This window comes from Glaciihabitans tibetensis (assembly GCF_003003265.1).
In the GTDB taxonomy this organism is placed as follows: domain Bacteria; phylum Actinomycetota; class Actinomycetes; order Actinomycetales; family Microbacteriaceae; genus Glaciihabitans; species Glaciihabitans tibetensis.
The window spans coordinates 337,653-355,545 of the sequence record NZ_PVTL01000003.1 but is presented as its reverse complement, the minus strand read 5'-3'; the positions used below and the strand labels follow the sequence as shown (position 1 = coordinate 355,545).

The 17,893-nt window shown below is 65.3% G+C and carries 20 protein-coding genes and 1 tRNA gene; 7 read left to right on the top strand and 14 right to left on the bottom strand.

The genetic code is table 11. The annotated features are described in order from the left end of the window. Nucleotides 1-6: 6 nt before the first annotated feature. From B0I08_RS07680 to B0I08_RS07645, 8 genes are all read right to left on the bottom strand, one after another. Entirely contained in the window at nucleotides 7-720 is a 714-nt protein-coding gene (locus tag B0I08_RS07680; protein ID WP_106211437.1) for a YqjF family protein, read from the bottom strand. A gap of 139 nt (nucleotides 721-859) precedes the next feature. Further along, complete coding sequence (locus B0I08_RS07675) at nucleotides 860-1,237, bottom strand: hypothetical protein (protein ID WP_146134349.1); 378 nt, start codon at nucleotides 1,235-1,237, stop codon at nucleotides 860-862. Nucleotides 1,238-1,463: 226 nt separating this feature from the next. Beyond that, nucleotides 1,464-2,405, bottom strand: a complete 942-nt coding sequence (locus tag B0I08_RS18220) for a type 2 periplasmic-binding domain-containing protein (protein WP_106211434.1) — start codon at nucleotides 2,403-2,405, stop codon at nucleotides 1,464-1,466. A gap of 54 nt (nucleotides 2,406-2,459) precedes the next feature. Beyond that, nucleotides 2,460-3,077 (bottom strand): substrate-binding domain-containing protein, encoded by a 618-nt coding sequence (locus B0I08_RS18215; protein ID WP_181243316.1) that lies wholly within the window; start codon nucleotides 3,075-3,077, stop codon nucleotides 2,460-2,462. 225 nt (nucleotides 3,078-3,302) lie between these two features. After that, nucleotides 3,303-3,374: transfer RNA gene (locus tag B0I08_RS07660), tRNA-Gln, on the bottom strand. Between the two features lie 69 nt (nucleotides 3,375-3,443). Then, nucleotides 3,444-4,409, bottom strand: a complete 966-nt coding sequence (locus B0I08_RS07655; protein ID WP_106211430.1) for an NAD(P)/FAD-dependent oxidoreductase — start codon at nucleotides 4,407-4,409, stop codon at nucleotides 3,444-3,446. Further along, on the bottom strand, nucleotides 4,406-5,884 hold the full coding sequence (gene gltX / locus B0I08_RS07650) for a glutamate--tRNA ligase (RefSeq protein ID WP_106211428.1): 1,479 nt from the start codon (nucleotides 5,882-5,884) through the stop codon (nucleotides 4,406-4,408). Before gltX ends, B0I08_RS07655 begins: the two co-directional genes overlap by 4 nt. Nucleotides 5,885-5,923: 39 nt before the next feature. Beyond that, entirely contained in the window at nucleotides 5,924-6,580 is a 657-nt protein-coding gene (locus B0I08_RS07645; RefSeq protein WP_106211426.1) for a hypothetical protein, read from the bottom strand. Between the two features lie 180 nt (nucleotides 6,581-6,760). Between B0I08_RS07645 and B0I08_RS07640 the strand changes: the two genes are divergently transcribed. From B0I08_RS07640 to B0I08_RS07625, 4 genes are read left to right on the top strand one after another with little or no spacing between them, the layout of a single operon-like run. Continuing rightward, nucleotides 6,761-7,255 carry a pyridoxamine 5'-phosphate oxidase family protein gene (locus B0I08_RS07640; RefSeq protein ID WP_106211424.1) on the top strand — a complete coding sequence of 165 codons (495 nt, stop codon included), beginning with the start codon at nucleotides 6,761-6,763 and terminating at the stop codon, nucleotides 7,253-7,255. Further along, nucleotides 7,252-8,502 (top strand): NAD(P) transhydrogenase subunit alpha, encoded by a 1,251-nt coding sequence (locus B0I08_RS07635; RefSeq protein ID WP_106211422.1) that lies wholly within the window; start codon nucleotides 7,252-7,254, stop codon nucleotides 8,500-8,502. Before B0I08_RS07640 ends, B0I08_RS07635 begins: the two co-directional genes overlap by 4 nt. Then, entirely contained in the window at nucleotides 8,499-8,819 is a 321-nt protein-coding gene (locus B0I08_RS07630) for an NAD(P) transhydrogenase subunit alpha part 2 (protein ID WP_106211420.1), read from the top strand. The genes B0I08_RS07635 and B0I08_RS07630 overlap by 4 nt, the downstream gene beginning before the upstream one ends. Further along, on the top strand, nucleotides 8,816-10,261 hold the full coding sequence (locus B0I08_RS07625; protein WP_106211418.1) for an NAD(P)(+) transhydrogenase (Re/Si-specific) subunit beta: 1,446 nt from the start codon (nucleotides 8,816-8,818) through the stop codon (nucleotides 10,259-10,261). Before B0I08_RS07630 ends, B0I08_RS07625 begins: the two co-directional genes overlap by 4 nt. On the opposite strand, the gene B0I08_RS07620 is transcribed toward B0I08_RS07625, so the two are convergent. Next, the gene (locus B0I08_RS07620) at nucleotides 10,230-10,925 is read right to left on the bottom strand and encodes a TetR/AcrR family transcriptional regulator (protein WP_106211416.1); all 696 of its coding nucleotides are present in this window, start codon (nucleotides 10,923-10,925) and stop codon (nucleotides 10,230-10,232) included. The genes B0I08_RS07625 and B0I08_RS07620 overlap by 32 nt on opposite strands. Before the next feature lie 128 nt (nucleotides 10,926-11,053). On the opposite strand from B0I08_RS07620, the gene B0I08_RS07615 reads away from it, so the two are divergent. Beyond that, nucleotides 11,054-11,770 carry a DUF4386 domain-containing protein gene (locus B0I08_RS07615; RefSeq protein ID WP_106211414.1) on the top strand — a complete coding sequence of 239 codons (717 nt, stop codon included), beginning with the start codon at nucleotides 11,054-11,056 and terminating at the stop codon, nucleotides 11,768-11,770. Between the two features lie 190 nt (nucleotides 11,771-11,960). Here the strand turns inward: B0I08_RS07615 and B0I08_RS07610 are convergent, their stop codons facing one another. Then, nucleotides 11,961-12,428 carry a VOC family protein gene (locus B0I08_RS07610; RefSeq protein ID WP_106211413.1) on the bottom strand — a complete coding sequence of 156 codons (468 nt, stop codon included), beginning with the start codon at nucleotides 12,426-12,428 and terminating at the stop codon, nucleotides 11,961-11,963. Between the two features lie 105 nt (nucleotides 12,429-12,533). Between B0I08_RS07610 and B0I08_RS07605 the strand changes: the two genes are divergently transcribed. Continuing rightward, the gene (locus B0I08_RS07605) at nucleotides 12,534-13,589 is read left to right on the top strand and encodes a helix-turn-helix transcriptional regulator (protein ID WP_106211411.1); all 1,056 of its coding nucleotides are present in this window, start codon (nucleotides 12,534-12,536) and stop codon (nucleotides 13,587-13,589) included. 60 nt (nucleotides 13,590-13,649) lie between these two features. Here the strand turns inward: B0I08_RS07605 and B0I08_RS17745 are convergent, their stop codons facing one another. Continuing rightward, a complete protein-coding gene (locus B0I08_RS17745) occupies nucleotides 13,650-13,823 on the bottom strand; it encodes a hypothetical protein (RefSeq protein ID WP_181243314.1) in 174 nt (57 codons plus the stop codon). A gap of 162 nt (nucleotides 13,824-13,985) precedes the next feature. On the opposite strand from B0I08_RS17745, the gene B0I08_RS07600 reads away from it, so the two are divergent. Continuing rightward, complete coding sequence (locus B0I08_RS07600) at nucleotides 13,986-14,381, top strand: GNAT family N-acetyltransferase (protein ID WP_146134358.1); 396 nt, start codon at nucleotides 13,986-13,988, stop codon at nucleotides 14,379-14,381. Here B0I08_RS07600 and B0I08_RS17740 read toward each other — a convergent pair. The 3 genes from B0I08_RS17740 to B0I08_RS07590 form a co-directional block, all read right to left on the bottom strand. Next, nucleotides 14,264-14,917 carry a hypothetical protein gene (locus tag B0I08_RS17740; RefSeq protein WP_181243330.1) on the bottom strand — a complete coding sequence of 218 codons (654 nt, stop codon included), beginning with the start codon at nucleotides 14,915-14,917 and terminating at the stop codon, nucleotides 14,264-14,266. The two genes, B0I08_RS07600 and B0I08_RS17740, sit on opposite strands and share 118 nt — an antisense overlap. Nucleotides 14,918-14,919: 2 nt before the next feature. After that, the gene (locus B0I08_RS07595; RefSeq protein ID WP_106211407.1) at nucleotides 14,920-15,660 is read right to left on the bottom strand and encodes a hypothetical protein; all 741 of its coding nucleotides are present in this window, start codon (nucleotides 15,658-15,660) and stop codon (nucleotides 14,920-14,922) included. A 293-nt stretch (nucleotides 15,661-15,953) separates the two neighbouring features. Continuing rightward, complete coding sequence (locus B0I08_RS07590; RefSeq protein ID WP_106211405.1) at nucleotides 15,954-17,852, bottom strand: HNH endonuclease signature motif containing protein; 1,899 nt, start codon at nucleotides 17,850-17,852, stop codon at nucleotides 15,954-15,956. Between the last annotated feature and the right edge of the window lie 41 nt (nucleotides 17,853-17,893).

The window sequence follows — 17,893 nt, the reverse complement described above, 5'->3', positions numbered from 1 at the left end:
TCGCGGTCAGCGGCCGAATCGGGTCGTCACGCCGGGTGAGTACAGCACCGAATCAGGGGGGCGCGCCGCTAGAGAGTCAAAGCCGGCCCGCGCCAGCAGGGTGTCGCTGAGCGAGACCAGTTCCGCTTCGTAGACCTGCCACGGTGCGTGGGTGTTACGCAATCGCACCGTTCTCCCGGCAACCCGGGTGTACAGAGCCCACCGAGCTGTGAGGAAATCGGCCAGCGGATCATCTACGACAGGAATATCCGTGGTGCGCACGACGACCTCGCAGGTCGCTGCCCGATCGAGATGGCGTCGCCCCCTATAGATCAGCCCGTCGTCGGTATGGGTCAGGGTGGTGTCGGACCACACATAGGGCAGCGCGAACAGCACGCGCGCCGCGAGAACCGCCGCGAGTCGCCCCGCGTCGAGGGTGACAAAGACAACACCGCGGTGACCGTGTTGGTCGACCGCGTACAGGCGCACGTTGATCTCAACAAAGTCGCCAAAGTATGGCACGGGCGGGCTGCCGAGCACGGTCGCGCGGTCGAGCACGAAGGGGATCAGGCCCACCCACGACGAGCCGTCGAACTCGTCGGGTCGCAAGCCCTTCGGCAACAGCGGTGCAACCAGCGCCGAGTCCACCCGCCAGTGCACAAACGCCAGGTGAGACCACCGCTGGCTTGCCACGGCTCGGCTCGTCAGCTCTGGAGCGGTTGAGGTGATGGGGTCGATCATGTATTGAGGCACCGATCAGTTCTGGAAGCGGTTCGCGCGAGGCCCGGTTGACGTGTGAAGTGTGACGTGTGAAGTGTGAAGTGTGAATTGTACGGAGGAGACGCCGGTTGCACATGGACGTTGCCGGCACCGGACCGGTCTACATCATCTGCAGCTCGTACCCCCGCCAGATGATCACAGCTGCAGCGATGGCCACGACGATCGAACCGACGATAACGATCCGCCCCCGCACGGCCCCAAGCGGGTTGTCCGACTTTGACGTCGCGATGCCGACCAGCAGTACGAACACCGACAGCGGGAAAATTGACAACACCCCCGCCGCGAACAGCTTTGTGTATGGGTCTGCCGGTATCCAGGAGGCATAGAGCCACTCCGGGTTCAGCCACGGAACGAACACCACGACGACGATAGCCGCCTGGACGCCAAGCATCCAGAGTGCAGCCCGACCGGTTCGACCCTCTCTGCTGGGTGCATCTCCTTGTGTCGCGGGCGGCAGTGGCGCCTCGGTTTCCGTCATGCGGTAACCCTAACCGGTGACGACTGCTGCCCGATGTCCCGTCTGTCGATCCTTTGGCGGGAGTTGTTGCATCGGAATTCGTGGTCTGTGCTGCATAGGACGCAGCGTCCCAGGATAAAAGGTGAGGCAGCTCAAAGCAGGGCAAAGAGCCGCATGTTCGTGGGTACTTGGCTAGTCGCGGGCGAACGGATCGAACATCTCCCACGAAGACCGGACCATCAACCGATCATTGCGAGGTGATCGTGAGTGTCAGCTTGGCGGCATAGGTTCCGGCCGGGCTGTCCACGGGCGAAACGAGGGTGACTTCGCCGCCGAGCACGGTAACCCCCGCGCCGCTCCCCGACGCGAACTGGGCCGGGTAGACGGCGGTACCGGCGAGCTGCGCCACGGCCGGCGCGGCCCTTATGGCTGTGGAACGGATGACAAACGGGCGCAGCCCAACGTGCCGAGTGCCAATCGTCTGGCTCGCATCAGCCTTGTTGATGAACGGGGTCAGGTTGGCCGAGACATCCCAGCCCTGCTTGCTGGCGACGCGACCGTCGTGCACCGTGATCTCGGGCAGTGTGCCCGTGACGACCGAGACCCCGTTCACAAGTTCCGCCGTGCCGAGCTTCGCCGGCTCGTCGGTGGAAAACTCAATGCTCAGGAGGGAGTCACCAGCCGGGATCGTCGAGACCGATAGATCAATTGAGTTCGGACTCGGGCTGTCGCAGGTCACGTCGACCGACTCGGCCCCCGGAATGCTGTGGATTTGGTCGAGCCCCTCGGTGACGAGGTTGATCGGCAGCGGCGCGTAGCCATAGTTTTCGGCAAGCGCCTGGCCCTCGCACAGCGCAAAGCGGGCGAACTGGCCCAGCGACCGCCCCTTTTGCGTGGTGAAGTTCGCCGTGACCTCGTTCGGCACAAACATGCTCGAGTAGCTCGACAGCGGGTAGGCGCGGGGATCGGGGTTAGCAAAGACTCCCTCTGGGCCAGCTGCGGAGCCCTGGAGAGCGATCCCCACGGCGGCGGCGGTCGGCGCGACAAACGCTCCGCTCGCGTTGAGGAGGTTGGCCGTAGCGACGCCACTCTTCACGGCGTAGCTGTTTTCCACGTAGGTGATCGATCCGTTGCCGTACGACTGGCTGACGTAGCCCACCACGCCGAGCGAACCGGCAATCGCCCTCATACCCTCGGTGACGGGGTAGTGCGAAGTCGCGCCGCAATCTGGCTGCGCACCCCGTCACACACAGTAGTCACTCCAGACACCCTCGTGCTGGGTGGACATCCAACTTGTAAACACCTCGGTCGATCCCGACAGGTCGGCCCGCACCACGGGCGTGATGTCCTGCGCTGGCATCACAATCTGCGGGTTCTCCGCCTGCACCGCAGGGTCGTCCCAGCGCGTGATCACGCCGGTGAAGATTTTCGCCACCGTATCGCCGCTCAGACGCAGATCGTCGACCAACGTGTCCCCGGAGCGCAGGTTGTATGCGATCGAAGTCGCGCCCGCCGCGATCGGCAGCGACGCGAAGTCAAAGGGGGGTGACGCGATCGCGTACTCCCCGTCCGCTTCAGAATCGAACGCGTGCTCACTCACCGCAAAGTCCATCGTGCCCCTGGCGAACTCCCCGAGCCCGCCGCGGGAACCGACCCCCGCGTAGGACATCGCCTGTCCCGTGGCGGAGTAAACAGCGGCGCGCCACTGCTCGACCGCATCTTGGGCCCAGGTCGACCCACTGCCTGAGATCGGCACCAGCGTCTCGGCCAGCGCGGGAGCCACACCGAGCGGGGTTAGCAGTGCTGCCGTGAGTGTGATGCCGAGTGCAGCGCTGCGCGCGGTGAAACGTCGTGTCCCCATTGCCAAACGCTCCCCCATGTCGACCATCACCGTAGGGGCCGATCGTGAATGGCGCATGAACGGCGAGGACAGAAACGAAAAATAGTCGCGCGAGGTCTGGCGAACAAAAGACTTTTCGGAGCCTCACCCGGAGCTTCTACGACACGAGCCCTAACGTCGAAGAAGGGCTCTGCCCGCAAATGATGCTCTTAACGCAAAAACCCCCGTATTAGCGGGGGTTTGAAGCTGGGGTACCTGGACTCGAACCAAGAACAAAAGAATCAGAATCTTCCGTGTTGCCAATTACACCATACCCCAAGGCGACTCACCGAAGCGGGCCGACTAGTTACTGTAACGCACTCTGCGCAGCGCGCCAAAATCGAGCGGTCAACCCCGGCGAGTCGCGATCGTTGCGGCCACCAGATCGAGGTTGATGGCGTTTGCGGTGCGGCCACCGGCGCCGGCGGCAACGATCAGCTGCTGTGGCCCTGGCGGGGTGGAGTCCCCCGCGGCGTAGACCCCGGGCACGCTGGTACGGCCCTCCGAGTCGATCACGATGAAACCGTCGGCGTCGTAGCGGAGCCCGAGGTTTTCTGCGTAGCCCAGCGCTGCGGAGAAGATCGGTCGCACGAAGATCGCGTCGCGCGCGATGGTTTCACCGTCGGCGAGCAGTACACCGGTCAGCCCCGAACGGTCGCCCGCGACATCCGCCACAGCCCGTCGTTCGACCCGGATACCGCGCTCGGCAAGCCGCGCCTCCTCGGCCTCGGACACGACTCCGATGGCGTTGGTGAACACGATGAGGTTCGTGCTCCACTGGGCAAGAATGTGGGCGCGGGCGGCGAGGTCGTTGGTCTCTCCCAGCAGGGCGATCGGGCGATCCGCGTACTCGTAGGCGTCGCAGGCGATGCAGCTGTGAATGCTGGTGCCATAAAACGAGCGGATGCCGGGAAGCGCGGGTAACGTCTCCGTCACACCGGTGGTGATCAGCACCGTGGATGCCCGAACTGATCCCGTCCGGTCGGTGATGACGAACCCATCACCGTCGGCCAAAATACTGGTCACAACCGTCTTGCGAAACTCGGTCTCCGGGTAGGCGGCGAGTTCGTCGCGGCCGAGGCTGCGCAGTTGCATCGGTGAGACACCGTCGCGGGTGAGAAAGCCGTGCGAGGCGAGGGTGACGGCGTTGCGGGGGCGGTTGCTGTCGAGCACCAGCGTGCGACGGCGCGCGCGGGCAAGGTTCAGCGCCGCGGACAAGCCAGCGGGACCGGCGCCGATGACGGCGACCTCGAACGCGTCATCCGACCCCGCAGCGGGCGTGGCAGAACCCGCGTCAACGCCGCCGAGCGTCACAGCAGCGCCCGCAGTTTCGCGAGCCTCGCCAGCGTCGAAGACTTGCCCAACAGGTGCATCGACTCGAACAGTGGCGGGCTGATGCGGCGCCCGGAGATCGCGGTGCGCAACGGGCCAAACGCGATTCGTGGTTTCAGCTCGAGGTTCTCGATCAGGGCAACGCGGAGCGCCGCCTCGATCGTCGCGTGGTTCCAGTCACCCAGCGGTTCGAGCGCCTCGATGGACGCTTCGAGCACGGGCGCCGCGGCCTCGGGCTTCGGCATCGCGTCGGCGTCGTACTTGAGAGCGTCGTCGGAGGTGAAGAGGAAGCCAAGCAGCGCAGGCGCCTCGCCGAGCAGCTGCATGCGTTCCTGGATCAGCGGTGTCGCCGACAGGAGGATCGCGAGGTCCTCGGAGGTGAGAATGTAGTCGCCCATGTAGGGAACGAGGCGGTGGGCGAGCTCCGTGGTCTCCAGCAGGCGAATCTGGTCGCCGTTGAGCGATTCCGCCTTCTTCTGGTCGAAGCGGGCGGGGTTCGGGTTGACGTCAACCACGTCGAAGGCCGCAACCATCTCCTCGATCGAGAACACGTCGCGGTCGTGCGTGAGCGACCACCCGAGCAAAGCGAGGTAGTTGACCAGGCCCTCGGGAATGAATCCGCGGTCGCGGTGGTGGAACAGGTTCGACTCGGGATCGCGCTTGCTGAGCTTCTTGTTGTTCTCGCCCATGACATAGGGAAGGTGGCCGAAGCGCGGGATGAAATCGGTCAGGCCGATCTCGATGAGTGCGTGGTACAGCGCGATCTGGCGGGGCGTCGACGAGAGCAGGTCTTCGCCGCGCAGCACGTGCGTGATGCCCATCAGGGCGTCGTCGACCGGATTTACAAACGTATATAGCGGGATGCCGTTGGGCCGAACCACAACGAAATCGCTGAACGATCCGACCGGGAAGGTAATCTCGCCGCGCACCAGATCATCGAAGCTCAGCTCGGTGTCCGGTACGCGCAAGCGCAGCGCCGGCGCCCGACCCTCGGCCCGGTACGCGGCGATCGCCTCGGCCGTGAGCTCGCGCTCGAAGTTGTCGTAGCCCTGCTTCGGGTCGCGCCCGTTGGCGATGTTGCGAGCCTCGATCTCTTCGCCCGTGGCGAAGCTCTCGTAGAGGTGACCGGATGCTTTCAGCTGTTCGATGACGCCGGCGTAGATGTCGGCGCGCTGCGACTGGCGGTAGGGCGCGTGCGGGCCGCCCACGTCGATGCCCTCATCCCAGTCGAGTTTGAGCCAGCGCATGGCATCGATCAGCTGCGCGTAGCTTTCCTCGGAATCGCGGGCGGCATCGGTGTCTTCGATGCGGAAGATGAGCTTGCCCCCGGTGTGGCGCGCATAGGCCCAGTTGAACAGGGCCGTGCGGATGAGCCCGACGTGCGGCGTTCCGGTCGGCGAAGGGCAGAAGCGAACTCGGACGGCGTCACCGGTAGCGGTGGTAAAGGCAGCAGACATATCGGCAGTAATCCTACCGGCGATGACAGAGGGGTGAGGCTAGAACGTGAGGCAGAGCTCCCGCGCGTACTCGGCCTGTTCTGTTGTCTCCTCAAACGGCTCGTCACAGATGAAGAACGTGTTGCCCACGCTGCTCGTGAGTACCGAGCGAATGCTGCCCTCGACGGGGTCCATCCCGGAGCATTGAATCTCGAAGGGCATCGACAGCTGCGGGCTGGTCACGACCTGCACGACCGTGCCGGGGGCCTCCGCCACCATCGTCGCGTTCGGTGCGGCGGGCAGCCTGGAGGGTTCTCCGAAGTCCCGAGCCACCTGACCGGTCTGCCTTGCGTCCTCGAGGAGCGCGCTCTCCCAGGTTTCGCGCAGCTCCGCGTCGAAATCGGTCAGCTGGTTCAAGCCGTCTCCGGTGTATTCGGGAGCGGTATCAAGATCGACGATGTCCGGGGCCGGACGCTCTGAGGCCTCCCCCGTCATATCGGTCAGGAGGTACGCGCCGACCTTCACCTCGGGACCCTCCATCTTCTCGTCCCAGAAAATGCTTGCGGTGTCGGGGGTGCAGTTCGAAGCTGAGCCAGACGACACGGCGGTCGGCCCCGGCTGCGTCTCGCCCAGGCATCCGGTCAGGCTCGCGGCCACCCCCAGCGCGAGCGCGCAGGCGGCGTACGTGCGTGTGGTGCGGCGTCCACGTAATGACATGACTTCCACGCTACGGCCGTTGCCACAAAACCAACTATTTCTCACGGGTCATACACACCCGACACGGAGGTAACACTCGCGCTCGTCGAGATGAGATCACCGTGCTCGCCGGGACTTTTGGCTCTGACGCGGCATCCGTCTTACGAGATTGGATAGATAGAGGACTAAGGGAGAACGCTCATGCTCGAAAACGATCACGACCTCGACGGGTGGTCGCCCCAGGGGCCGGTGACAGAACTTTCGCCGGCCAGCAGCTGGGAGTTGCTGAACAGCGCCTCCTTCGGACGACTCGGGGTGAGCGTCGACAACCAGCCCAAGATCTTCCCGGTGAATTACCACGCGGACGGGTCCGCCATCATCTTCCGCACCGCGGCCGGAACGAAACTGCATGACCTAATCGCCAACCGGTCGGTTGTGTTCGAAGTCGATTCCCGATCCGCCCAGGGCGCCTGGAGCGTGATCGCCGAGGGCAACGCGGAGGTCATCGACGACAGTGACGAGATCACCGCCGCCGAACGCCTGCCCCTGCCCGAGTGGGTGCCCGTGCAGACGTATGTGTTTGTTCGCATCATCCCGACCCACCTGCACGGCCGACGATTCCTCCGCCATGTCGAGGTGTCGCGTCACGAAAGTCCGGTCGCCGAGCAGAACGAGCAGAACGGTCCGGCGCTGTGAGGGTCGGTGCACTGCGCGAGACCGCGATCGGCGAGCACCGGGTAGCGCTCGACCCCGAGGTTGTGGTGCGTCTGGTCAAGGACGGCCGGGAGGTCGTGGTCGAATCCGGCGCCGGCACCGCCGCGAGCTTCCCCGACGCCAGCTACGAGCGGGCCGGAGCACAGATCCTTTCGCGCGCCGAGGTGATCGCGACCAGCGATGTGCTCGCCGTGGTGCGGTGCCCCGAGGCCTCCGTCGTCTCCGCCCTGCGCTCCGACCAGCTGCTCATCGGGTTGCTTGATCCGCTGAACAACCTCCCGGTGATCGAGACACTGGCCGCCAAGCGCGTCACGGCGGTGGCGTTCGAGCTGCTGCCGCGCACCGTCAGCCGCGCCCAGTCGATGGACGCCCTGAGCTCCCAGGCCTCCGCCGCCGGTTACCGTGCGGCCATCGTCGCCGCGGAAGCCTTCGGCCGCTACCTCCCCATGATGATTACTGCCTCGGGCACCGCCCGGCCGGCCAGCGTCATCGTCATCGGCACCGGGGTCGCCGGGCTGCAGGCCATCGCAACCGCGCGCCGCCTCGGCGCCGTGGTCACCGGATACGACGTGCGTGCCGACTCCCGCGAGCAGGTCGAGTCGCTCGGCGCCCAATTTCTGACGTCGTCAATCACCGCGGGCGCCGGCGAAGGTGGCTACGCGCGCGCCATGACCGCGGAGGAACAGGCCGGCCAGCAGGCCGAGCTCGCCGCCGCCCTCAAGAGCTTCGACGTGATCATCACCACCGCCAAGGTGCCGGGACGCACTCCTCCACTGCTGGTTTCGGCCGAGACCCTCGCCGCTCTCAAGCCGGGATCGGTGTGCATCGACCTGGCCGCGAGCGATAGGGGCGGAAACGTCGCCGGCTCCATCGACCGCGAACGCGTGGTCACCCCGGGCGGCGTGATTGTGGTGGGGGCGGGCGAACTCGCTGCCGACATGCCCACCTCGTCATCGCAGATGTATGCCCGCAATGTGCTCGCCATGATCAATGACCTTGTGACGGATGACGCGATCGCCTTCGATCTCGCCGACGAAGTGAGATCGGCGGTAGTTCTCTGCCACGCGGGCCAGGTGACGAGCCGCGCCGTGCGAACGGCGCTCAAGCTCGACCCGGTGCTCGATCCGCCGCAGGACCCACTGCACGCCGGGCAACCCGAGGTTCCGGAAGCCGCCGCCGCGGCATCCATCACCATTGAATTTGATCCCAAGAATGGGCAAGCCGCATGAGCGACCCGATGTTCACCAACCTGGCGCTGTTTGTGCTCAGCCTTCTCGTGGGGTTTGAAGTGATCAGCAAGATCCCCTCGACCCTGCACACGCCGATGATGTCGGGCGCCAACGCCATTCACGGCGTCGTCGTCGCCGGCGCGATCGTGATCGCCGCCCTCGCGGACGACCCTGCCGGATATGTGCTCACCTTCATCGCCGCCGCGTTTGCGGCCGCAAACGTGGTGGGCGGCTACGTCGTCACCGATCGGATGCTCAAGATGTTCCGCAAACCCGACCGTCCCGCAGCAGACGCCCCGAAGGCAGGCCAGAAATGACCGCGCTCGAGTGGGTCACCGGGCTGGCCTATCTCATTGCCTCGACCATGTTCGTCGTCGGTCTGCACCTCATGCGGTCGCCCGCCAGTGCACGCCGGGGCAACCTGCTCTCCGCCGCCGGCATGGTGCTCGCCATCGTCGCCACCTTTGTCTACGCGGCCGTCACCTTCGGCGGCAACTGGATCGGCTGGACGGCGCTGGCCGTCGGCCTCGCCCTCGGTGGCGCCTTCGGTGCCATCAGCGCCCGCCAGGTCAAGATGACCGACATCCCGCAGCTGGTCAGCATGTTCAATGCCGTCGGTGGTGGCGCCGCCGCCGCCGTCGCGTTTGCCGACTTTGTGCACCGCATCGCCGAGAGCGCGGCGACCGGCGCGGGCGAGGGTCACATCGAACTCACCGTGTCGATCCCGATTGTGCTCGACGTGCTCATCGGCGCGATCACCCTCTCCGGTTCCGTGATCGCCGCGGGCAAGCTGCAGGGAATCATCCCCGGCAAGCCAATCGTGTTCCCCGGCTCGCGGATTCTCAACGTTCTGATGGCCCTCATCGCCGTCGCCGCGGGCGTTCTCACGATCGTTCTGCCGCCCAGCGCCCTCACGCTGTCTGTGCTGTTGGTCGCCGCACTCGCGATCGGCGTGCTGATGGTTCTCCCGATTGGTGGTGCGGATGCCCCGGTGGTGGTCTCGCTGCTGAACGCGTTCACCGGCCTCGCCGTTGCCATGGCCGGATTTGTCATCGACAACCAGGCGATGATCATCGCGGGAGCGCTCGTGGGAGCCGCCGGAACCATCCTGACGCTGCAGATGGCGACCGCCATGAACCGCTCGGTCCTGAGTATCATCATCGGCGGCTTCGGCACCGGTGATACCGTCGCCCCGGCCGGCGGGCCCGGAGCGGACGCCGCCGGGGTTCGCCAGATCAGCGCCGACGACGTGGGAATCCAGCTCGCCTACGCCCGGCACGTGATGATCGTTCCCGGGTATGGCCTCGCCGCGGCGCAAGCCCAGCACGAGATCGCCGAACTCGCGAAGATCCTGACCGACCAGGGTATCGACGTGAAGTACGCGATCCACCCGGTGGCCGGACGGATGCCCGGCCACATGAACGTGCTGCTCGCCGAGGCGAACGTGCCGTACACGCAGATGCTGCAGCTCGAAGAGGCGAACCCCGCCTTCGACACCTGTGACGTTGCGCTCGTCGTCGGTGCGAACGACGTCACCAACCCGGCCGCGCGCCGGCCGGGCAACGCCGTCTCAGGTATGCCCATCCTCGACGTCGACCACGCCAAGTCCATCGTCGTGGTGAAGCGGTCGATGAGCCCCGGCTATGCGGGTCTCGACAACGAACTCTTCAGCAACACGAAGACGGGCATGCTGTTCGCGGACGCCAAGGGCGGGCTCGCCGACATCATCACCTCGGTGAAGGAGTACGTCGCGAACTGACCCACCCCGCTTCGTGGAGGCGTTCAAAACCGTCGAGCAGCAGGCTGAGCGCGAACTCAAACTCGAAGCGGTCGTCACACCCGTGTGCCACAACCGAGTCATCGTGCGAAGCCGCGCCCGCGACGAGCGCTATGTGGGGATAGCGCTCGTTCATCTCCCGCGGCATCGTGGCCTCCGCGGCGCTACCACCGCTGGGCAGGAAGAGTTCCTGGGTGAAGCCCCACATTCGGCTGCCGAGTGCGTGCATCACGTGGTGGGTGAGATCCACCGAGAACCCGCCACCGAGAAACATCCCGACCATCGAATTCATGTAGTCCAGCACAACCGGGGTCTGGTGCTTGCGCGACTCGAGAACCTGCCGCGCCCACGGATGACGCAGCAGAACATCTCGGGCCGACAGTATCCGTAGCCGCACCGCGTCCTTCCAGGCCGCGTCTGCGGCGGGAGGGTCGATCTCGCCGACGATCACCTCCACCATCGCGTCGAGGAGCTCTTCCTTGTTCGCGACGTGCTTGTAGAGCGCCATCGGAACGACGCCGAGCTCCTCGCTGAGCCGGCGCATGCTCACCGCCTCGATGCCGATGTGGTCGGCCAGCGCGACGGCGGCGGTTTGCACGCGGTCACGGTTGAGGCGCGGGCGTGTCGAGGCGAGTTTCTCGGTCATTTCGCTACCTCCGCATTGCCAGCCGCCTCGACTCTTGACAGGAGTACACCGTACACCTTACGGTCAGAGTGAATAGGTGTACACCGTACACCTGGCTGTTGCTACCCCACACCGACTCAGGAGATCACATGGACCCCACCCGCAAAACGGCAATCATAATCGGCGTGCTCTTCCTTCTCACGGAGGTCGGCGCGATCGTTGGTCGGCTGCTTTACCGTCCGGTCCTGGGAAACCCAGCCTTCGTCCTCGAGTCTGACCCGGCCACCAGCGTGTACGTCGGAGTTCTGTTCGAGGTGGTGCTGATCATCGCGGTCGTCGGCACCGCTGTCGCCGCGTACCCCGTTCTCAAGCGACAGAACGAGGCCCTGGCGCTGGCCTACGTCGCCGCGCGAATCCTGGAGGCGGCGATCGTCGCGGTCGGAACCCTCAGCCTCCTGACGGTGCTCATGCTGCGGCAGCAGCCGGGCGGAAGCAACGATGCGGCGCGGGAGACGGTGGCCGGCGCTTTGCTCGCACTCCAGGACGGCACCCTGCTGTTCGGCCCGGGATTCGCCCTCGGGGTCGGCTCGCTGCTCCTGGCCTCGCTCATGTACGGCTCCCGACTGGTTCCCCGGCCGCTCGCCCTGCTGGGGCTGGTGGGCGGAGCGGCAATCACCCTGTCGACGGTCGCGGTGATCTTCGGCCTCTACGGACAGTTCTCCACCACGGGCCTGCTAGCGGCGCTTCCGGTGTTCGCCTGGGAGCTCGGACTCGCGCTGTGGCTGATCATCAGGGGATTTTCCGCGATTGACAGCCCGAAACGAATCCGACGCGGGTCCACCTCCGTCTCAGCCGGGCTCTTATAGGCGCTCCATTTCGGCGTGATTTATGAAGGTGGATGTCGCGGCGCGGGAGGTTCAGCCCCGCGCCGCGACACCGTGGAGGACTACTCGGCGCTGTCCTCCCGGGCGCGGCACTACCCGGCTGTACTGCTCGGCCGTACTACTCGGCCGTACTACTCGGCCGTGCTACTCGGCGCTGTAGTACTCGGCCGTACTACTCGGCGCTGTACTCGGCGGCGACGTCGAGGATCCAGGTCACCCCGAAGCTGTCGGTGAGCATGCCGAAGCCGGGGCTCCAGGCGGATGCCGCGAGGGGCTCGACGACCGCGGCGCCGACGGACAACTTGCTCCAGTAGCCCTGCACCTCGTCGAGGCCCTCTCCCCGGACGGACACGAAAAAGGGCTGGTCGGTGATGGTGACGCCGTTCTCACGGTGCGTCGAGCCCGCGCTCTCGGATGATTTCGCGGCAAGCCCGGGAATGTCATACGCCATCACCCGGAAGCCATCCGCGGTCTCGACTTGACCGAAGACGACGTCGTCGGCGCCGGGGGCCTCCTTGGGCATTCCGAAGTCGCCGTAGGTCGCGATCGTGACCTGGCCCCCGAAGACGGACTGGTAGAACTCAAGAGCCGCGCGGGCGTCGCCGCGGAAGTTGAGGTGCGTTGTGGTCTTGATACTCATGTCTACTCCAAAGTGAGAATGTCGCCTGGGTTTCTCCCCGACAACATCCACCCTGCCAGCCGTGTAGGACAGTTTCGGTCCTAGACCACGCCTAGACTCGAATCCATGACGACGACCACCTCCCGCCTGCTTAATCTGCTGTCGCTGCTGCAGACCAGGCGCGACTGGCCGGGCTCTGTGCTCGCCGACCGCCTCGGCATCAGCCACCGCACTGTGCGCCGCGACGTCGACCGGCTGCGCGAGATGGGATACAGCATCCAGGCGACGATGGGGCCGGACGGCGGCTACCGTCTCGACGCGGGCAGCGAGCTGCCGCCCCTCCTGTTCGACGACGATCAGGTCATCGCCCTGGCTGTCGCGTTGCGATCCGCGAGCGTCAGCGGCGTCGGTATCGAGGAGGCCGCTTTTCGCGCCCTGACTACCGTGCGGCAGGTTATGCCCTCACGACTGCGCCACCGCCTCGACGCGCTCTCGTTCACGACGATCCCGCTCGGCCCCGGTAGCGCAGCGAACGATCCGGTGTCTCCGGAGGTACTCATTGCGATCTCCGCGGCCGCCCGCGCGCGGGAGGTACTTCGCTTCGACTACGCGAGCCGTCGCTCGACCACCACCGCCACCGCCACCGCCGGTGACGGTGACGGTCACGACCAGCCCGCGTTCAAGCCCGACCGCGAGCCCGAAGCGCCGCGACGGGTCGAGCCGCACCACCTGGTGACCTCGACCGGCCGGTGGTACCTGGTCGCGTGGGACCTCGACCGCGACGACTGGCGCGTCTTCCGCGCCGACCGCGTCACCCCGCGCACGCCAACCGGCCCGCGCTTTTCGCAGCGCGAGATTCCCGGCGGCGACGTCTCCGAGTACGTGTCCGCGATCTTCAAAGGATCGCCGATCCTCAAAGGATCGCCGCGGGCCAACGTGTGGCCCTGCACCGGCAAAGTCATCCTGCACCGGCCGGCGAGCTACGTTCTTCCGTTTGCCGGCGACGGCACGGTCGAAGACCTCGGTCCTGACCGGTGCAGCCTCGAGGTCGGGTCCTGGTCGTGGGTCGCCCTTGCCGCCGCGCTTAACCGGTTTGACACCGACATCGACGTCATCGGCCCGCCCGAGCTCACCCAGGCGTTCGCGCAGCTCGCTGCCCGCAACGCGGCGACCGCGCGCTAAGAGTTGGCGATGACCGGCGTGGCAGGCGCGCGGATCGACTCCTTGTTCAGGAGAAGACGATTATGCCCACGATCGCATTTCAATCAAGATGCCGAGCAGAAGGCTGTAAAACACGGGCAATCGGCGGCGCCTGCGCTCCCGGCTGAGTCCGGGCCAGTACAGCCACAGCGTCAAGGCCGCGAGAAGACCGACGTGGATGAGGAAGAAGAACACGATGCCAGTTGCGTGCGTCATAGTCACCACTCTCGGACAGCTAATTCTCTTCGTTACCCGGAAGTTCCCCGCGATTCGCTACGCGCCCGTTCTCCCGGCTACCCTGCGGGCTGCGGGCTGCGGGCTGCGGGCTGCGGGCTGCGGGCTGCGGGCTGCGGGCTGCGGGCTGCGGGCTGCGGCACAATGCTAGAGGAAATCTCGCGTCGGTCGGGTTCCCGTGCATCAGAATGGTCGATGTGCCGTTCGAACAGCTCGCAGCGACTGACACCGACGGCTTCCGCGACTTCATACGAGCTGAGTCCGGACGGCGCGCACGCGCTGATCCGTAGCGTCGCCGTCGCGCCCACGCGACGCGCGGCGGGTGCGGGTTCTCGACTCGCAATGTGGGCAATGGCGCATGCCGCGCGCTCAGGTGCTGAGCAAGCCTGGCTTTTCTCGCGCTGCACCGCGAAGTCGCGTGGTCACGCGACCTCACTGATCTGTCTCATGGACGTCCAGGCTGGGAGACAGACAGCGCGTGAACTCCCGACATCGTCAGTACGGCCGCGTAAAGGATCAGTACGGGTGGCAGGAAGGTGAACGGCGAGAGCACGACGGCGATCACCGCGAAAACTGCGCACGTAACAGAATGCGCCTTGCCCATACGCACCGTGAGCAAACGGCACTAGAAACAACACGCTGACCCATACCCAGGCGATCACGGCCGTAGCTGCCGCAGCGAGGACGGCGGCAGCAGGGAGGGTCGCAGCCAGCCCCCAGCGCACGGCGAGACGGCCATGCTCCCATGCAGCGTGATCGTCGAAGTACACGCGCGCGGCGCAGGCAAACACGATGTACTCGACGACGACAATCGGAAGCCCGACCGCGGCGAAAAAGGCCAACCAGACACCAACCGCATGTCGGCGACACGGGAGGGCCGTTTGGACGGGACACTCGGGCAACCCGAAATATTCCAACGCACCCCCGACGAACGCCGAGGTGGTTGGCACCAGCGCGACCGCCGCCAGTAGCGCGATGGCCGCCACAAAGCGGCCCACCAGTCGGTTGATGTCCCGGGCGTCTCGTGCGGTGTGAACGCCGCCCGCTGGGTGTGCCGGGTCGAATGGCTTCACCACGATCAGGACCGGTTCCGCGTGCAACGGTCGCTGTAGCCCATCGTCGGGCGGAGAAAGATGGCCTGCCCGCTTGCCCACACCCGGAGGATCGTCCGATCGTGTGGATGCGCGCGCGCCGGTATCAGTGTGAATTGGTTTCGCTTGAGAAGCACCCGTGAAGACACGCTGTAGTCGGTATATGTGGAGCCGAGAATCGAACCCGCAGCGAGCGTGAAGTAGTACGTGTTCCGTGCCGAACCGCTCAGCAGGTCGGGGTGGCTGATACCGAGATGCCTCGACGCGAGCTCGCAACCGTCAGCGGCACGGCCCTCGACGAAGTATGGCCCTGCGGCCTCCGGCACGCTCGTCGCCCAGCTGACCGACGGAGCTGCGTGCTCATGATCTGCCCCGGCGGAGACCCGCACACCCACAACAAACGGGGTCGTAGTGCCAGCTTTCGCAAAAAGCGAATCAACGGTGCGCTCTACCTCCGTCGGGGTACTGCCCCGCGGAACGTTGATCTCACCCACCCCGCCGGGGCCCGCGAGACGCAGCCATTTCACGTCGAGCCCCCGTGATCGGCTCTCCGCCATGACCGCCGCGACTGACGACCGATCTTCAGGGTCAAGCGTGAGTGCAGAAGCTGCGGGTTGGGGCGCGTCGCCGTTGTCGTCTGGGTCGAGGGCGTGGGCGGATGTCCCGGCCATCACCACCGCGAATACCGCGAGGCATAGCGCGGCTGAGTAGCCTGCCCCAAAGCTCACGTGCGTGGCATCCCTCCTGTCGACAAAGCGCAGCGCCCAGACGGAAACATGACAATAACTTAGACTTGTACGACGCCGTCCAGTGAAGCAGCCCAACAGGGACGGCGACAAGCGGGAGCGAGAAACTTATCCGCGTGTTCAGATCAGTTACACCTCCTGGAAACCAGAAACTAGGGCGACGAACCCAGCGTCGGCGCCGGCGCCATTGTGCCGCGCGGCCCGCGCGACCCTTTGGTGATCCGTCGAGTGTGTGTCCTACCTGTTTCTGATGCTGTCTGGTGGCGCGGCCCGGCTTAGAAGGGTGTGGGCGCGTCGGAGGGTGGGTTGTACCAGCCGTCGTCATCGCTGTCGGCCTCAAGTTGGTTCCACGCCTCGAGGAATCCGTACGCCGGTGTCGCCTCCGCAGTCTCATCCACCTCTCCTTCATCGTCGCCTTCCACCCCGTTGGCAGTGTCGGCGTTGATGGTGAACTGGATCGGAACAGCAGGGTCGGTGGTGTGCGTGCGCCCCGCAGGGGAAATCCACTCGATTGTGCCGTTCTCCAAGTACCGCACCGACCAACTGGTGTAACCCTTAACATGATGGTGACCAGCACAAAGATGTTGAAGATTGTCGGTACTGGTATGTCCGCCGTACTGCCAATCGACGATGTGGTCGACATCACAATGTTTCGCAGACCGATTGCAGCCCGGGAATCGGCAGATCAAGTCCCTGATCCGTAACCACATCCGCATCGCCGCCGGAATCTTGTACCGGGTGTTCCCGACCGACATCACTACTCCCGTCTCCGGGTGGGTCAATACCCGAATCCAGGACGGGGCGCCTGCGGCGAGTTCCATCGCGGTGTCTAGATCGATCGGACCATACCCTTCCAGGGTCGCCGGCTCATCTGACCGGCCGAGGGCGGTGAGGGCGGGAACCATGATCATCACCGTGGCGGTGATCCCGGTGGCAGCCAGTCCGGCCATCACAACACCCTCGCCCGCTTCTCCAAGAGTGTCCGCCTCTCCGTCGGTCTCAGGGTTGGTGGTGCGGTTGGGAGAATCAGTAGGGATGGTGCCATTGATCGCGACATCACGGAACGCGTCCACACGAAGTTGTCCGAGGGTGCGCTTTTCGTCCTTGGTTTGCAGGCTCCGCGCGGTGTCGGTGTAGCGGTTGTAGATCCCGACAGCATCCACCGCTGTGAGCTTTACCGACAGCATCGCCATGCCGTCTTCGGCAGGGTCAACCTCCATGTAGCGCCCGCGAACAGCTTTCTTTTTCCGGCTATCAATGCTCTCCGGGTGCAGCCGCTCCCGGACAATACGTGCCCGGGACTTCAGCTGCGACACCGTCGATGCCGCAGCGACCGGGACAACCGCGTCTTCAAAATCGGGACGCATCTCCTCGGGTACATCTTTCGCCTGCGAGGCGATCACCGAGGCGTGCCGGTAACTCATCGCCCCCTCCGTCAAGGCGATCATCGTGGAGGGGAGGGTGGCGCAGAGGATCTCGGCCTCATTGATCAGCTGCGCGATACCGTTCTCCGACTTATGGGTCGCCGTAGCCAGCTCTGTGATCATTTCCCGCCGGGCAATGACCTCCGCGTTCCATCCCGCCTTCTCGGCCCCCGCCCTGAACTGCTGCGCGCCCTGCACCGCTCGAACGGATAAAACACGGTATTGCTCGAACAGTCGGGTGCGCCGCGCATGCAGGGTCGCTTCTTCTCTATCGAGGTCAATCAGCTGTTCTGTGATCGCGTCCTTCTCCGCCGCCACTGCACGAGGGTCATACAGAACGCTGGCGTCGATGGAGCCAGAGGAGCCGGAGGAGTCGGAGGAGCCACCGCAGTCAGTCGATTCGGTGGAATCACTGGACGCGCCCAGAGGGTGGGCGGAAGCCCATTCTGCGAACTGGGCATCATCCAACACGCCCAGGTTCGGGTCGACAACCGCCGGTGTCGGCCGGGCCTGCTGGGCCTGCTCCAGCAGGATCGCCACCTCGTTCTTCCACTGCGCCTCGGAATCCCACCCGGTCGCAAAGTGGCACCGAACCACTGGGAGACCATTACGGAACTCCCGCTCAACGGCAGCATCGCCAACGATGTCGCGTGCAGCGTCATGACCCGACGACACAGGCTCGTGGGGTGGCGGATCGTCGGCAGGATCAGGGGCGAACCTGTCGTCCGGCGGGTCGACTGAACTTGTCATACCCTTACCTCACACCCACCCACCGACATTAGAACAAATAT

Coding starts and splice junctions, on each gene's coding strand:
- B0I08_RS07680 (WP_106211437.1), bottom strand. CDS start 720: ATGATCGACCCCATCACCTCAACCGCTCCAGAGCTGACGAGCCGAGCC.
- B0I08_RS07675 (WP_146134349.1), bottom strand. CDS start 1,237: ATGACGGAAACCGAGGCGCCACTGCCGCCCGCGACACAAGGAGATGCA.
- B0I08_RS18220 (WP_106211434.1), bottom strand. CDS start 2,405: ATGAGGGCGATTGCCGGTTCGCTCGGCGTGGTGGGCTACGTCAGCCAG.
- B0I08_RS18215 (WP_181243316.1), bottom strand. CDS start 3,077: ATGGGGACACGACGTTTCACCGCGCGCAGCGCTGCACTCGGCATCACA.
- gltX (WP_106211428.1), bottom strand. CDS start 5,884: ATGTCTGCTGCCTTTACCACCGCTACCGGTGACGCCGTCCGAGTTCGC.
- B0I08_RS07645 (WP_106211426.1), bottom strand. CDS start 6,580: ATGTCATTACGTGGACGCCGCACCACACGCACGTACGCCGCCTGCGCG.
- B0I08_RS07640 (WP_106211424.1), top strand. CDS start 6,761: ATGCTCGAAAACGATCACGACCTCGACGGGTGGTCGCCCCAGGGGCCG.
- B0I08_RS07630 (WP_106211420.1), top strand. CDS start 8,499: ATGAGCGACCCGATGTTCACCAACCTGGCGCTGTTTGTGCTCAGCCTT.
- B0I08_RS07625 (WP_106211418.1), top strand. CDS start 8,816: ATGACCGCGCTCGAGTGGGTCACCGGGCTGGCCTATCTCATTGCCTCG.
- B0I08_RS07620 (WP_106211416.1), bottom strand. CDS start 10,925: ATGACCGAGAAACTCGCCTCGACACGCCCGCGCCTCAACCGTGACCGC.
- B0I08_RS07615 (WP_106211414.1), top strand. CDS start 11,054: ATGGACCCCACCCGCAAAACGGCAATCATAATCGGCGTGCTCTTCCTT.
- B0I08_RS07610 (WP_106211413.1), bottom strand. CDS start 12,428: ATGAGTATCAAGACCACAACGCACCTCAACTTCCGCGGCGACGCCCGC.
- B0I08_RS07605 (WP_106211411.1), top strand. CDS start 12,534: ATGACGACGACCACCTCCCGCCTGCTTAATCTGCTGTCGCTGCTGCAG.
- B0I08_RS17745 (WP_181243314.1), bottom strand. CDS start 13,823: ATGACGCACGCAACTGGCATCGTGTTCTTCTTCCTCATCCACGTCGGT.
- B0I08_RS07600 (WP_146134358.1), top strand. CDS start 13,986: ATGCTAGAGGAAATCTCGCGTCGGTCGGGTTCCCGTGCATCAGAATGG.
- B0I08_RS07590 (WP_106211405.1), bottom strand. CDS start 17,852: ATGACAAGTTCAGTCGACCCGCCGGACGACAGGTTCGCCCCTGATCCT.